General features: G+C 66.5%; 15 protein-coding genes, 2 tRNA genes and 1 riboswitch. Of the genes, 5 read left to right on the top strand and 12 right to left on the bottom strand.

Annotation, left to right across the window (positions count from 1 at the left end; all coding sequences use genetic code 11):
* Positions 1 to 7: 7 nt before the first annotated feature.
* Positions 8 to 847 carry a class E sortase gene (locus tag EV380_RS13810; RefSeq protein ID WP_242607636.1) on the bottom strand — a complete coding sequence of 280 codons (840 nt, stop codon included), beginning with the start codon at positions 845 to 847 and terminating at the stop codon, positions 8 to 10.
* 104 nt (positions 848 to 951) lie between these two features.
* On the opposite strand from EV380_RS13810, the gene EV380_RS13805 reads away from it, so the two are divergent.
* The gene (locus EV380_RS13805; protein ID WP_102158647.1) at positions 952 to 1,200 is read left to right on the top strand and encodes a cell division protein CrgA; all 249 of its coding nucleotides are present in this window, start codon (positions 952 to 954) and stop codon (positions 1,198 to 1,200) included.
* On the opposite strand, the gene EV380_RS13800 is transcribed toward EV380_RS13805, so the two are convergent.
* The gene (locus EV380_RS13800) at positions 1,197 to 1,511 is read right to left on the bottom strand and encodes a DMT family transporter (protein WP_102158646.1); all 315 of its coding nucleotides are present in this window, start codon (positions 1,509 to 1,511) and stop codon (positions 1,197 to 1,199) included. The two genes, EV380_RS13805 and EV380_RS13800, sit on opposite strands and share 4 nt — an antisense overlap.
* Positions 1,512 to 1,526: 15 nt before the next feature.
* Positions 1,527 to 1,597, bottom strand: a riboswitch (guanidine-III (ykkC-III) riboswitch).
* Between the two features lie 79 nt (positions 1,598 to 1,676).
* On the opposite strand from EV380_RS13800, the gene EV380_RS13795 reads away from it, so the two are divergent.
* Positions 1,677 to 2,165, top strand: a complete 489-nt coding sequence (locus EV380_RS13795) for a DUF3817 domain-containing protein (protein ID WP_130451618.1) — start codon at positions 1,677 to 1,679, stop codon at positions 2,163 to 2,165.
* Positions 2,166 to 2,186: 21 nt separating this feature from the next.
* On the opposite strand, the gene EV380_RS13790 is transcribed toward EV380_RS13795, so the two are convergent.
* Both EV380_RS13790 and EV380_RS13785 read right to left on the bottom strand, forming a co-directional pair.
* On the bottom strand, positions 2,187 to 2,666 hold the full coding sequence (locus EV380_RS13790; protein ID WP_130451617.1) for a hypothetical protein: 480 nt from the start codon (positions 2,664 to 2,666) through the stop codon (positions 2,187 to 2,189).
* Positions 2,663 to 3,577 (bottom strand): LysR family transcriptional regulator ArgP, encoded by a 915-nt coding sequence (locus EV380_RS13785; RefSeq protein WP_130451616.1) that lies wholly within the window; start codon positions 3,575 to 3,577, stop codon positions 2,663 to 2,665. The genes EV380_RS13790 and EV380_RS13785 overlap by 4 nt, the downstream gene beginning before the upstream one ends.
* A gap of 106 nt (positions 3,578 to 3,683) precedes the next feature.
* Here EV380_RS13785 and EV380_RS13780 point away from each other — a divergent pair, with 106 nt between their 5' ends.
* On the top strand, positions 3,684 to 4,286 hold the full coding sequence (locus tag EV380_RS13780; protein ID WP_130452248.1) for a LysE/ArgO family amino acid transporter: 603 nt from the start codon (positions 3,684 to 3,686) through the stop codon (positions 4,284 to 4,286).
* On the opposite strand, the gene EV380_RS13775 is transcribed toward EV380_RS13780, so the two are convergent.
* From EV380_RS13775 to EV380_RS13765, 3 genes are all read right to left on the bottom strand, one after another.
* Positions 4,283 to 5,254 (bottom strand): GNAT family N-acetyltransferase, encoded by a 972-nt coding sequence (locus EV380_RS13775; RefSeq protein WP_165391972.1) that lies wholly within the window; start codon positions 5,252 to 5,254, stop codon positions 4,283 to 4,285. The two genes, EV380_RS13780 and EV380_RS13775, sit on opposite strands and share 4 nt — an antisense overlap.
* A 638-nt stretch (positions 5,255 to 5,892) precedes the next feature.
* The gene (locus EV380_RS13770; protein WP_130451614.1) at positions 5,893 to 6,804 is read right to left on the bottom strand and encodes a rhomboid family intramembrane serine protease; all 912 of its coding nucleotides are present in this window, start codon (positions 6,802 to 6,804) and stop codon (positions 5,893 to 5,895) included.
* 114 nt (positions 6,805 to 6,918) lie between these two features.
* Positions 6,919 to 7,464: a peptidylprolyl isomerase gene (locus EV380_RS13765; protein WP_102158640.1), complete on the bottom strand. Its 546-nt coding sequence runs from the start codon at positions 7,462 to 7,464 to the stop codon at positions 6,919 to 6,921.
* Between the two features lie 174 nt (positions 7,465 to 7,638).
* Between EV380_RS13765 and EV380_RS13760 the strand changes: the two genes are divergently transcribed.
* On the top strand, positions 7,639 to 8,409 hold the full coding sequence (locus EV380_RS13760) for a hypothetical protein (protein ID WP_130451613.1): 771 nt from the start codon (positions 7,639 to 7,641) through the stop codon (positions 8,407 to 8,409).
* A 123-nt stretch (positions 8,410 to 8,532) separates the two neighbouring features.
* The gene (locus EV380_RS13755) at positions 8,533 to 9,351 is read left to right on the top strand and encodes a glycosyltransferase family 2 protein (RefSeq protein ID WP_242607635.1); all 819 of its coding nucleotides are present in this window, start codon (positions 8,533 to 8,535) and stop codon (positions 9,349 to 9,351) included.
* Positions 9,352 to 9,393: 42 nt separating this feature from the next.
* On the opposite strand, the gene EV380_RS13750 is transcribed toward EV380_RS13755, so the two are convergent.
* From EV380_RS13750 to gyrA, 5 genes are all read right to left on the bottom strand, one after another.
* Positions 9,394 to 9,466, bottom strand: a tRNA-Ala gene (locus EV380_RS13750).
* A 9-nt stretch (positions 9,467 to 9,475) separates the two neighbouring features.
* Positions 9,476 to 9,592 carry a DLW-39 family protein gene (locus tag EV380_RS16925; protein ID WP_242607634.1) on the bottom strand — a complete coding sequence of 39 codons (117 nt, stop codon included), beginning with the start codon at positions 9,590 to 9,592 and terminating at the stop codon, positions 9,476 to 9,478.
* Positions 9,593 to 9,619: 27 nt separating this feature from the next.
* Positions 9,620 to 9,693: transfer RNA gene (locus EV380_RS13745), tRNA-Ile, on the bottom strand.
* Positions 9,694 to 9,813: 120 nt separating this feature from the next.
* On the bottom strand, positions 9,814 to 10,488 hold the full coding sequence (locus EV380_RS13740) for a DUF3566 domain-containing protein (protein WP_130451611.1): 675 nt from the start codon (positions 10,486 to 10,488) through the stop codon (positions 9,814 to 9,816).
* Entirely contained in the window at positions 10,485 to 13,175 is a 2,691-nt protein-coding gene (gene gyrA / locus EV380_RS13735) for a DNA gyrase subunit A (protein WP_130451610.1), read from the bottom strand. Before gyrA ends, EV380_RS13740 begins: the two co-directional genes overlap by 4 nt.
* Positions 13,176 to 13,200: the final 25 nt, after the last annotated feature.

The raw sequence follows: 13,200 nt of genomic DNA, 5'->3' as shown, positions 1-13,200 counted from the left end.
GGTCCTCCTAGTTCTGCGTGCGCTCGTAGGCGGACATGATGGCGAATTGCGGGCCGTGATCGGCCGGCCGGAAGGATTCGAGCTCCGCGTAGGCGATGATCCGCTCCCGCGTCGTGAAGAGCGGGTGGCAGCTGGTCAAGGTCAGGACCGAGGACGTCGGCTCGGCGCCCGGCTGCCGGGGGACCGGCGCCAGCACGTCGACCTGAGACGGAGAGACGATCTCCGTGCCGGTGTAGCGGTACTGGTAGAAACCCTCGCGGGTCTGCACATACACGCGGTCCCCGTCGCGCAGCTTGTCGATGTCGTAGAACACCTGACCGTGGGTCTGCCGGTGCGCTGCGACCGCGAAGTTCCCGGCCTCGCCGGGCATCTGCGTCTCCGGATAGTGCCCGATGCCGAGGTTGTTCAACACGTCCAGTCCGACGCCGCTGCTCACCGGCCGCACCCAGTCCTCCCCGAAACGCGGGACGTACATCAGAGCGAACGTGCCGGGGTCCTCGAGGGTGGCCGCCGGAGGAGGGCCGAACTGCTCCGCGTCGTCGGCTGCCTGGTCCTCCGGGTCCACGGGATCCCCCGGGGCCGCGATCGCCTCGGGCCGCTCGAAGGATTCGATCAGATTGGTGGCCGCATCGTTCTGGTTGCGGTCGGCCTCCAAGTTGGTCCACCACAGCTCCCACGCGACGAAAAGCAGCACGATGACGCCCGCGGTGATGAGCAGCTCCCCGATGACGCCGACGACGGCGCCACCGCGCGAGTACCTCCGCCGCGGCCGGCGGTCCCGGGCGGCCGCGCGTGCCCCGCCGTCGTTGAGCATGGCGTCCAGTGACCCTTCGGGTGGTGCAGACACGTGGCGCTCCTCAGGACTTGAAACGGACCGCGGCCGGGGCACGAGGTTCGCTAGTATGGTGTAACCAGACTAACGAAGACGCGACCCATATTTCAGGAGTTTCAGTGCCCGAATCCAAGACGCGCCGCAAGGCTCGCGCCCAACAGGATCCGGCGGCTTCGACCGAGCGGAAGCCACTCCCGCTCTGGTACAAGATCGTCATGTTCGGTTCGATGATCCTGGGACTGCTGTGGGTCGTGACCTACTACATCACGCAGGCCCTGTTCCCCATCGCGGCCGCCGGCGGCTGGAACATCATCATCGGTTTCGGCATCGCGATGGTCGGCTTCTTCATGACGACCCGCTGGCACTAGTCGACGAGTTTCAGCCCGACGATGCAGGCGATCAGCCCGGTGACTAGGAGAATCTTGATCCAGCTCATCGACTCGCCGCCGAAGATCATCCCGTAGGCCACGGCCAGGGAGGCTCCGATCCCAACCCAGACCGCGTACGCCGTTCCGGTGGGGATTTCCTTCATAGCCCAGGCCAGCCCGGCCATGGAGACGAGCAACCCGCCGGCGAAGACCAGCGACGGGACGAGCTTGGTGAATCCCTCCGACTTGCCGAGGGCGACCGCCCAGACGGCTTCGAATACTCCTGAAAGCACGAGAATGAACCAAGACATGACTGCCTGCCTTTCGACGGCCGTCTTGTCGCCTTCCGGGTACGGCTCCCTCGTCCGGGGACCACTGACATTCGAAGCGGCCCGACGCCAAGGTAGCACCATGGTGCCCTCGATGTCTGTGACGCCAGCTGCAGCACCCACCTCCAACTCCACCAGGACTGAGCAATGACCGAGACCACCGCCACTGCCCGCGAACCGCGCGTCTCCCCGCGCCGGTTCTACGCCGCCGTCGCCCTCGCCGAGGTGATCACCTGGGCCCTGCTGATCATCGGCATGGTCTTCAAGTACTCCGGGGTGACGGACGTTCTGGTCTCGGTCTTCGGCCTGGTACACGGCATTGCGACCGTGGCCTACGGGCTGACCAGCATCTTCGTGTGGGTCAACGAGCGCTGGAGCCTCGGCACGGGCGCCGCCTCGCTCGTCGCGGCGGTGGTCCCGTTCGCGACGCTGCCCTTCGAGAAGTGGGCCGAACGCACGGGCCGGCTCTCCGCACGATGGCGGCTCGCAGGCCCCGCGGCCGAGGCCCCGCGGACCCTCATCGAACGCGCGCAGGCCTGGTGTCTGGCCCGCCCGTTCGTGGCGCTGGGCCTCGGTGTGCTCGCCGTCGCGGCGATCACGATCGCGCTCCTGCAGGCGGGGCCGCCCGTCGGCTGACGCGCGGCCTCGCCAACGCGGTCACGGGTAGCGGCCCTCCGCGCCCTTCACGGCCCGTCGCGGGCGGGAGGATCCGACGGCGAGGGCGTACAGGACGAGCGCTATGGGCAGCGCGAGGGTCAACAGGTCGAAGGTCTTCAGGAACGCGAGGTATTCGGCCGTCTCCGCAAGCCCCGCCCCGGAACCGATGAGGGCCGCCAGGTGCGCTGGCGTCGCGTAGAGAATGACGACCGCCACCAGGCCCGCGACCGACGCGGCAGTCACTCCGGGGCCGGACCGAGCCCGGACGACGACGGCGATCGCCAGCACCGCGAGGGCCGACGCGAGACGCCAGGGGTCGAAGGTATCGGCGAGGTACGCGCCGATGTCCGCCCCGACCGGCCCGCACTCGTCGTCCACGACGCAGAGTCGGGCGGCCACATGAGCCGGCACCGGCGGCAGCAGGACCAGCAGCACACCGATCCAGACTAAGCGCCCGGCACGCCCGGCGCGGGCCGTCACGGGCGCTCCTGCCCGCCGGAAAGCCCGCGCGCAGCCGCGTAGCGCACGGCGTCACTGAGCCAATCGAGCCCGGGGGAGTCCAGCGTCCAGCGCTGCCAGTAGAGGTCCACCCCACGGACGACCTCGGGTTCGATCTCGCGCAACGCGCCTCCCAGTTCCGCCACCTGCCAGGCGGGGATCATGCCCCAGCCCATCCCAGCGGCCACCGCCCGGCCGAACTGCGCGGGGTCCGGCACGTAGCTCGCCGGCGGGCCGCCGGCGAACGGCTCGGCCGCGACGCCAGCGGAGCGCAGGACCTCGTTCTGCAGCGGATCGTCCCGACCGAAGTTCACCACGGGTGCGGCAGAGAATCCCCCGCCTCCCGGGCCGAACCAGCGATCTACGAAGTCCGGTGCGCCCATCGCCCGGTAGCGCATCACCCCCAGCGGCGTCGTCGAACACCCCTGAACCGGCTGACGCACGGTCGTGATGGCGCCCATCGCGCGGCCGGAGCGCAAGTGCTCCTCGGATTGGTTCTCGTCGTCGCGCAAGATCTCCAGGACGTACCCGTCCTCCGTGGCCGCCGCGTCGAGCACGGGCGCGAACCAGGAGGACAACGAGTCCGAAGGAACCACAATCGTCAGCACTCGCGGCGCAGCCGTGGTGCCCGCACGGGCCCCGCTGAGCTCCGCGATCGCCTCAGCCGCGACGAGCTCGACCTGGCGGGCCAGACGCACCAGTACGCGTCCCGCGGCCGTCGGTTCGGCCGGGTTGCTCCTGCGCACGACGACGGCGCCTACCTGCCGCTCGAGGGCGCGGATCCGCTGACTCACCGCGGAGGGCGTCACATGCAATCGGCCAGCGGCGGCCTCGAAGGTCCCGGTGTCCACGACGGCGGCGAAGGCGCGGAGCTGCTCTGCTGGGAAGTCCACATTAACGATGCTAATGCATCATCAGAAACATTAGCTGTACTGGATCTGTCGGCGCTTCTAGATTGTTCAGGTGACTCTCCTTCTTCCCGCCGCCTCCGGCCTGGCCATGGGCCTGTCCCTGATCGTCTCCATCGGTGCCCAGAACGCGTTCGTCCTGCGCCAAGGGCTGCGCCGCGAGCACGTCGTGGCGTGCGTCGCGGTTTGCGCGGTCTCCGACGTTCTGCTCATCCTCGTCGGCGTCGCCGGATTCGGCTCCCTCGTCGCCAACACCCCGTGGGTCCTGCAGGTCGCCCGCTTCGGCGGCGCCGCGTTCCTCGCCGCGTTCGGCCTCATGGCGCTCAGGCGCGCGGTGCGACCCGCCGCCCTCACCGCGGCCGACGCCCCGGTGGAACGGTCCGCAGCGGGCCGCACCGGCGTCGTCCTGACCTTGTTGGGGCTGACCTGGCTGAACCCGCAGGTTTACCTGGAGACGATCGTTCTGCTCGGTTCGGTTGCGGCCACGCAGGGGGAACAGCACGGCCCCGCCGCACGGTGGTATTTCGGCGGCGGGGCGATGGTCGCCAGCGTGCTCTGGTTCAGCGCACTCGGCGCAGGTGCGCGCTTGCTGCGCCCCCTCTTCGCGCGCCCATCAGCGTGGCGAGTGCTCGACGGCGCCGTGGCCGCCATGACGTTCGCGCTCGCCGCGGCGCTCATGCTGCATCCGCTCTAGCCGGTGGCCGGCAACCGTTTCGAGTACTCGACGCTAGAGCGCACCGGGCGGAAGCCGACCCGCTCATAGACGCCGCCGGCGCCCGTGGGGCTCGCCGCGTCGACACCGAGGGTGACCGCTGCCAAGCCCGCCTCCTGGGCCTGGCGCACGACGTCGGCCAGCAGCGTCGTAGCCAAGCCTCGACCCCGCGCCCGTCGCCGCGTGCCGACAAGGGCGACGTACAGCTCGTCGTCGGTGTTCTGCTGGCAGAGGACGTAGGCGTCCACGGGGTCCTCCGGGTTCGAGGTATCGAGGGCGAGCCGCGAATATTCCGGGCGGAACGTGCTGCCCGACGTGAAGTGTTCCCACTTCTCGATCGTGCCCGGCGTGTAGTTCCAGTGGTCGCGGAACGCCTCGAGATGGGCGCGGTGCGCCGGCGCGCTGAGCTCGGCGTCGATCCGTGAGGTTGTCCCCAGGATCTGCTCGACCCGCACGTCGACCGTCGGCGCCACCCATCCCTCTAGTTCGACCCGCATCTCGCGGAAGTAGCGCACGGGGGAGTAGCCCCAGTCCGCGGCGAGCGAAGCATACGAGCTCTGCGCCGTCATGTTCCAGGTGTCCAGCTGCACCTCGCGCCCCGGGTGCCGTTCCGCGGCCAGGGCCAGGGCCCGCTGCTGACCCCAACCCATGATGGCAGTACCGAGTCCCCGCCCCCTGTGCTCCGGGTGCACCGCGCCGTCGACGAAGGCCTTGGCGATCCCGTCCTCGGCGGTCAGCTGCCGCACGGAGATCTCCGCGGCGGCAATCATCACCTCCCCGTCCCACCACGAGAGGGAATCCGACGCGGGTGTGAAACCCGGCGCCTCGAGGCCTTCCGCCAGTTCCACCGGCGTGAACGTCTCGCCGAAGTCGTCGGTGGTGCTCACAGCGTTGAGCAGATCCGCCCACGGCTCGATGTCGTGCGCGGTGATCGGTCGCGGCTGGGTCATCTTGCTCCTCGTTCCATCCAGTGATTGAGTTCTACCAATCATTCTGTGACCAAACTAGTCGGATGTGGCGCCCGGAGCAAGATTGGACGCGGTGCCGGTGGACCCCCACTTATCCACTGCGCCGTGGCGCCCCACTGTGCACACGGTGTGAACTAAAGTTATCCACAGGTGGGGACAAGTCTGTTGGTAAGTGTGTTCGATTCGCTGAAATCACGCCGATCGGGGCGACTCGGACTTATCGAATCACACGCCTGTAAGTTTTCTACAGTGTGGAGAACCCCTGTGGACAACGGATCTGTTACTTGGGACACCTGAAGAGCAAATTGAGCCTTGAACCTTCTTTGATCCCTGTAAACACGGGGATTCTAGCCCTAACCATGACTTATCCACAGGCCCTGTGGGAAAGCCCCCTGTCCACAAGCATCCACAGGATCGTTCGCTGTCTGTGGATCCGTGCACATGTGTGTACCGCGGTTATCCACAGCTGGGGATAGATATGTGAATAGCGGCACCAAAAAACGGAACGGGCGCCGTCGATCGGCGGCTACATGCCGATCGACGGCGCCCGGGATCTGAAGTATTCAGTCCGAATCACACGTGTGTAAGTTATTAACAGTGTGGATAAGGCTTGTGGACAGTCAGTACAGCCGCTGCGGAACCGTAGCGGCTCCCCACACCGTCAACACCACGAGCACCAAGGCCACCGCGGCGACACCCAGTGCCTGGAGCGAGGCCCGGCGGGCATGCCGGCCGGCGGCCGAGCCGGCGTCGTGCATCTGCCCACCACGCGCCGCGAGCCGCGGGGCGTAGACCATGACGGCGGCGAGGGCGCCGCCCGTGAGCAGTCCGCCCAGGTGGGCCTGCCATGAAATGTTGAACCCGGGGATGAAGCCGATGACAAGGTTGATGCCCACCAGAATCAAGATCGGCATGAAATTCCCGCCGCGCGCCCGCGTGATCACGAGCAGCGCGCCGAAGAGCCCAAAGACCGCGCCCGAGGCGCCGACGACGCCCTGCAAAGGATGATCGAGCAGCAGAACCGCCACGGAGCCGCCGATGCCGGAGAGCACATAGAGCAGGCCGAACCGGAGCCGGCCCATCATCGGTTCGAGAATCCGGCCGATGATGTACAGCGCGTACATGTTGAAGCCAATGTGCATCAAGAAGCCCTGCGAGTGCAGGAACGTGCTCGTGAGCATGCGCCACGGCTCGAAGTCGAGCGTCGAGGCGTAAAGCCCCGCCCACTGCATCGCCTGCGTCAACCCGGGAACCGCGTACTGAGCCAGGAACGTCAGCGCGCAGAGGCCGATCAGGGTGACGGTCACGACCGGGCGACCGCCGCGCTGCACACCGCCGAGGGCGGTGCGCTGGGTCGGAATGGACTGGTTGGCCTGCTGCACGCACTCGACGCACTGCACGCCGACCGCAGCGGGGCGCTGGCACTCCGAGCAGGTTGGCCGGCCGCAGCGCTGGCAGCGCACGTAGCTCGGCCGATCGGGGTGCCGCGGGCACGCCGGGACCTGTTGATCGGGGACAGAACCGTAGGACATGTTCCTGCTCTCGACGAGGATGGTTAAAGACGAGCGGTCCTGCAGCGCAAGGGCGGCAGGACCAGCTCGGTGGTGACGCCGGCCGAAATCACGGGCGGCATCGGATCATGCTTGTCAGACGGCGACGACGTCGATGCTGGAGATCACGACGTCCTCGAGCGGCTTGTCGCGGCCGTCGGTGGCGACCGTGTTGAGCTGGTCGACGACGGCGCGGGAGGCCTCGTCGGTGACGTCGCCGAAGATGGTGTGCTTGCCCTGCAGCCACGTGGTCGGGACAGAGGTGATGAAGAACTGCGAGCCGTTGGTGCCGCGGCCCATCTGGATGCCGGCGTTGGCCATGGCCAGCTTGTACGGCTCGGTGAAGTTCAGGTCGGGACTGATCTCGTCGTCGAACTGGTAGCCCGGGCCGCCGACGCCCATGCCGAGCGGGTCGCCGCCCTGGATCATGAAGTCGGAGATGATGCGGTGGAAGATCGTGCCATCGTAGAGCGGCGTGTCCACCTGCTTCTCGCCGGTCTGCGGGTGCGTCCACTCGATTTCGCCGTTGGCCAGGCCGACGAAGTTCTGCACTGTCTTCGGAGCGTGGTTGCCGAACAAGTTGACCTCGATGTCACCGAGGTTCGTGTGGATGGTCGCCTTGTGCGTGGGGATTGCAGTCATGGCTTCATTGTTCCATGCACGAGCGCCACATGTGCGATGTGTGGCACGGGTTCACTACGCGTTCAGTGAAAATCTGCTGGGATCTCACCCCGAGGACAGGGCGAAACGTGGCCTGGCCTACACACACGGCGTAGGCTGGAGCGGGAGAGGCTAGATACCTACGGGAGGAAACCTGTGAAAAAGTCAGAACGTGTAGCCCGCGACCTGGGCGATTCGGTTACGACGTCGGTAGAGAACGCCCGCGAATGGGCCGCCCCTCGTGTTGATGCCGCCGTGACATGGGCAGCGCCGCGAGTCGAGAAGGGGCTCGAGGCCGCTTCGCCGAAGGTTCAGGCCGGCGTCCAGCGGGCAGCAACCGAACTGTCCGACGGCGTCGCGAAGGTGACCCCGCGCATTCAGGAGGAACTCTCGAAGTTCGGCCCCAAGCTGTCGAAATTCGTCGACGAGGCCTCCCCCAAGATCCAGGCGACCCTGGACAAGACCACCCCCGCGCTGCACAGCGCCCGCGACCGCGTGGTCTACGATTACATCCCGACGGCCAGCGCCAAACTCGGCGAGGCCGCGGACTACACCGCGCACCGGCTCGAGGATCTGCGCGTCCCGGAGCAGGTCGAGCGGACCGTCGCCAAGGTCACGCACAACAAGAAGACCATCAAGAAGGCCCAGAAGGCCGCGGTCGCCGCCGCGAAGCAGGCCTCCAAGGAACTCAAGAAGGCTGAGAAGGCGCGCAACAAGGGCGGCAAGAAGGGGCTCGTGATCTTCCTGGTCCTCGCCGCCGCGGCGGCTGCCGGCGTCGCGGCGTGGAAGGCCTCGAAGCCAGTCGAGGACCCGTGGAAGACCCCGACTCCGGTCGAGCCGGCGCCGGTCGCTGCCGAAAGCAACGAGTCGGAGGCCTCCGTAGCGGAGGCCAAGGACGCCGTGAACGGCGGTTCCGGCGAAAAGTAGTCCCGAGGGGAATTTTCCCCGCCCGATCAGGCACAACGGCGGCCGGTTGCGATAAGCGACCGGCCGCCGTCGTACTCTGCGCGTTCCCCGGAAGCGCACCGACACACTGGTACATTGACACTTGTGACTGGCAGACCGAGCGTTTCGATCATCATTCCGGCTTACAACGAAGAAGCAGTCATCCGGCAGTGTGTCGAGGCGGCGATCTACCAGACAGCGCCCGCGCACGAGATCATCGTGGTCGACAACCGTTCCACAGACTCGACGGCGAAGATCGTGCAGCAGGTCGCCCACGAATTTCCGGAGTCACCCATCCGACTCTTGCGCCAGGACGAGCACCAAGGGCTCATCCCAACCCGCGATTTCGGGCTGGGATCCGCCACGGGGCAGGTGCTGGGACGCATCGACGCAGATTCACTCATCGAGCCGACATGGGTGGAGCGCGTCGCCGAGACATTCGCCGACCCCGCTGTGGATGGTGCGACGGGGCCCGTCCTCTACTACGACATGCCGCTGCGCAGGTTTGGGCTCAAGGCCGACGACAGGATCCGGCAGCTCGTGCTCAAGGTGGCCTACCGGCAGTACCATTTCCTGTTCGGCTCCAACATGGCGCTGCGCGCGTCAGCCTGGGCAAAAGTCGCCGACGAAGTGTGCCGCGACGAAGAAGACCAGATGCACGAAGACATCGACATCTCCGTGCACATGGCCCAGCACGACATGCTGATCCGCTACGTGCCGGACATGATCGCCGGGATGTCGGCGCGGCGGCTGGAGGACTCGCCGAAGGACTACCGCTACTACGTGACCCGGTTCGACCGGACCTACCGCGCCCACCAGATCAATCGACCCCTGCTGAAGATCCCCCCATTGATCTTCATGGCCATCTATTATCCGGCGAAGGCGCTGCGCTACCTGCACGCGGGGCTCACTCGAACGGTTTAATAGCGGAAAGGCCCCGGGCGATGCCCGGGGCCTTTCATGCGGTGGAGGCAAGGGGACTCGAACCCCTAACCCCCTGCTTGCAAAGCAGGTGCGCTACCAATTGCGCCATGCCCCCGCACGAGGATCAGTCTACTCGATCGGTTTCCCGCGACCAGACTGCTTTTTCCTCTTCGGTTTCCCGCCATTTCCGGTAAGCGAAGATTCCCGCAACTGCAACAGCCAGTACCACCAGCTTGCGCATGCGTTCCTCCTCCGGAAGGGGATTCCGTGGGCGTACCAGGACTTGAACCTGGGACCTCTTCGTTATCAGCGAAGCGCTCTAACCGCCTGAGCTATACGCCCCCTTGGCCTCTTGGACCGAGATAAGACTCTACAACACGTGTTTGCATCCGAACAAATCGGGGCCGCGGGAACGTGTCGAAGAACACGCCCCGGCGACCCCGTCTGCCGGCCGAGTGAAGCCTAGTCGTCGGTCAGCGTGACGCCGATGCCGCCGACGAGGGAGGCCGAGATGTTGTAGAGGACGCCCGCCAGCGTGGAGATCGCGGTGATCAACACGACGTTCACCACCGCGATGATCGTCGCGAACGCTGCGACCTGGCCCAGCGACGCGATCTCCGCGAGGTTGAAGCTGCTCTCCGACCCCGCGATCTCGCTCAGGAGATTGTTGACGCTGTCGAACACGCCCGTCAGGTCGAGCACGGTCCACAGCACGACGGCGGCGACGACGGTCACGATGCCCAGCGCCACCGAGAGCAGGAACGACAACTTCAGGACGGACCAGGGATCCAGCTTGCTCACCAGCAGGCGGGCCTTACGGACCTTGGCCTTCGGTGCCGGGCGGACGAGCTTCTGCTGCTGTCCGGTCGGTCGCGCACCCGCAGGACGCTGCCCCGCCGGCTTGGCGGCCGCTGGACGCTGGCCTGCCGGTTTGGCGGCTGTCGGTGCGGGCTTCGAGCCGGCGGGCTTCTGCGGTGCAGGCCGTGCCTGGGCGGGCTTGGAACCCGTCGTTTCCTGGCCGCTGCTCGCGGGCTTACCGGCCGGCCGGGCCGCGGGTCGACCCGTCCCTGACGGGCGGGACTCCTGATTACCTGCGGGCCGGGGCGCTCCCGGACGTGGGGTGTTAGGGGTGCTCACGCGTTACCTCCGTCAGTATCGGCTGCCTCGCCCGACTCCGCTGGCGTCTCAGCCTCGAGCGGGGTCTCGGTTTGGGCGGTGGCTTCGGACGCAGTATCTACCGCGTCGTTCGTCGTTTCAGGATCCAACGGTACTGCATCCTCATCAGCGTCCGCTGAGAGTCCCCTCTCCGAGTTGCGTGCGACTGCGATGATGCGATCCTTCTTGTCCGGCTTGGCGAAGATGACTCCCATCGTGTCGCGACCCTTGGCTGGGACCTGGTCGACACGTGAACGGACAACCTTGCCGGACTCCATGACGACCAGGACCTCGTCGTCCTCGCTGACCACAATCGCGCCGGCGAGGCCTCCGCGTTGTTCGGCCAGCTTGGCGACCTTGATCCCGTATCCGCCACGGCCCTGGACGCGGTACTCGTCCATCCGGGTCCGCTTGGCGTACCCGCCGTCGGTGACGACGAGGGAGTAGGAGTCGTCGGTGACGACGTTCGCGTTGAGCAGTACGTCCTCGTCCTTGAACTTCATGCCCGTGACTCCGGAGGTGTTGCGGCCCATGGGGCGCAGTGCGTCGTTCGTCGCGGTGAAGCGCAACGACTGGCCGTTGCGGGAGACCAGCATGAGGTCGTCGGTCTCGTCGACCAGCCGAGCGGCCACGAGTTCGTCGCCGTCTCGCAGGTTGACGGCGATCAGGCCGTTGGAGCGGTTCGTGTCGTAGTCCTCGAGACGGGTTTTCTTCACGAGACCGTTGCGGGTCGCGAGCACGAGGAACGGCGCCTGGTCGTAGGACTTGAGCTCCATGACCTGCGCGATGGTCTCCTCAGGCTGGAACGCCATGAGGTTCGCCACGTGCTGGCCCTTGGCGTCGCGCCCGCCGTCGGCGAGCTCGTAGCCCTTGGCCCGGTAGACCCGGCCGTGGTTGGTGAAGAAGAGCAGCCAGTTGTGCGTCGTCGTGACGAAGAAGTGCTCGACGACGTCGTCTCCGCGCAGGGTCGCACCCTTGATGCCTTTGCCGCCGCGGTTCTGCGAACGGTACTGGTCGATGCGGGTCCGCTTGACGTACCCGCCGCGGGTGATCGTGACGACGACCTCTTCCTCGGGGATGAGGTCCTCCATCGACATGTCGCCGTCGAAGCCCATGAGGATCTTCGTGCGGCGGTCATCGCCGTACTTGTCGACGATCTCGGCGAGCTCCTCGGAGATGATCGACCGCTGGCGCACCGGGTCAGCGAGGATCGCCTTGTAATCGGCAATGCGGGCTTCGAGTTCCGCGTGCTCGTCCTGGATCTTCTGACGCTCCAGCGCGGCAAGGCGTCGCAACTGCAAGTCGAGAATCGCCTGGGCCTGCACGTCGTCGATCTCGAGCAGGGTCTTCAGACCCTCTCGGGCTTCGTCCGCGGTGGGGGAGCGCCGGATCAGGGCGATGACCTCGTCGATCGCGTCGAGGGCCTTGAGCAGACCGCGCAGGATGTGCGCGCGCTCCTCGGCCTTGCGCAGCCGGTACTTGGTGCGCCGGACGATGACCTCGATCTGGTGCGTCACCCAGTGGCGGATGAACGCGTCCAGGGACAGCGTGCGGGGTACCCCGTCGACGATGGCCAGCATGTTGGCCGAGAAGTTCGTCTGCAGGTCGGTGTGCTTGTACAGGTTGTTCAGCACGACCTTGGCGACGGCGTCGCGCTTGAGCACGACGACGAGTCGCTGGCCAGTGCGGCCCGAGGTCTCGTCGCGCATGTCGGCGATGCCCTGGATCTTCCCGTCCTTGACGAGGTCCGCGATCTTCACGGCCAGGTTGTCGGGGTTCGCCTGATAGGGGAGCTCGGTGATGACGAGGCACGTGCGCCCCTGGAGTTCCTCGACGCTGACCACTGCGCGCATCGTGATGGATCCGCGGCCGGTACGGTAGGCGTCCTCGATGCCCTTGTGCCCGAGGATGGTGGCCCCCGTGGGGAAGTCCGGCCCCTTAACACGGCGGATGAGCTCTTCGAGGAGTTCTTCCTTCGGGGCCTCTGGGTTCTTCAGGAACCACTGGACGCCGTCGGCGACCTCTCGCAGGTTGTGCGGGGGAATGTTCGTGGCCATGCCGACGGCGATGCCCGAGGAACCGTTGACGAGCAGGTTCGGGAAACGAGCCGGCAGGATCGTCGGCTCCTGGTTCTTGCCGTCGTAGTTGTCCTGCATATCGACGGTCTCTTCGTCGATGTCGCGGACCATCTCCATGGCCAGCGGGGCCATCTTGGTCTCGGTATAACGCTGAGCGGCCGCGCCGTCGTTGCCCGGGGAGCCGAAGTTGCCTTGGCCGAGCGCCAGCGGATAGCGCATGACCCAGTCCTGGATGAGGCGGACCAGGGCATCGTAGATGGCCGTATCACCGTGCGGGTGGTACTGGCCCATGACCTCGCCGACGACGCGGGCGCACTTGTTGTACGAGCGTTCCGGGCGGTAGCCGCCGTCGTACATCGCGTAGAGCACGCGGCGGTGCACCGGCTTCAGGCCGTCACGCACATCGGGCAACGCGCGGCCGACGATGACGGCCATGGCGTAGTCCAGGTAGGAACGCTGCATCTCCGTCTGCAGGTCGATCGGTTCGATCCGGTCGAGTTCTTCTTCGGTGACCGGGGCCGGCGCGATAATCGTCGTCTCGACGTCCTCGGGTGCGTTCTCCGGCTGGTTCTCTGGGTTCTCGTCGCTCATCGAGTTCTTCCTCTAACTAATTCTG

The organism is Zhihengliuella halotolerans, from assembly GCF_004217565.1.
Taxonomy (GTDB): Bacteria; Actinomycetota; Actinomycetes; order Actinomycetales; family Micrococcaceae; genus Zhihengliuella; species Zhihengliuella halotolerans.
This window is presented reverse-complemented; position numbering and strand designations above follow the sequence as displayed.

Excerpts from the sequence above, each read along its gene's own strand:
- EV380_RS13800 (WP_102158646.1), bottom strand. The coding sequence starts at position 1,511 with ATGTCTTGGTTCATTCTCGTGCTTTCAGGAGTATTCGAAGCCGTCTGG.
- EV380_RS13780 (WP_130452248.1), top strand. The coding sequence starts at position 3,684 with ATGGGCCTGTCCCTGATCGTCTCCATCGGTGCCCAGAACGCGTTCGTC.
- gyrA (WP_130451610.1), bottom strand. The coding sequence starts at position 13,175 with ATGAGCGACGAGAACCCAGAGAACCAGCCGGAGAACGCACCCGAGGAC.
- EV380_RS13770 (WP_130451614.1), bottom strand. The coding sequence starts at position 6,804 with ATGTCCTACGGTTCTGTCCCCGATCAACAGGTCCCGGCGTGCCCGCGG.
- EV380_RS13775 (WP_165391972.1), bottom strand. The coding sequence starts at position 5,254 with ATGACCCAGCCGCGACCGATCACCGCGCACGACATCGAGCCGTGGGCG.
- EV380_RS16925 (WP_242607634.1), bottom strand. The coding sequence starts at position 9,592 with ATGCGCAAGCTGGTGGTACTGGCTGTTGCAGTTGCGGGAATCTTCGCT.
- EV380_RS13795 (WP_130451618.1), top strand. The coding sequence starts at position 1,677 with ATGACCGAGACCACCGCCACTGCCCGCGAACCGCGCGTCTCCCCGCGC.
- EV380_RS13765 (WP_102158640.1), bottom strand. The coding sequence starts at position 7,464 with ATGACTGCAATCCCCACGCACAAGGCGACCATCCACACGAACCTCGGT.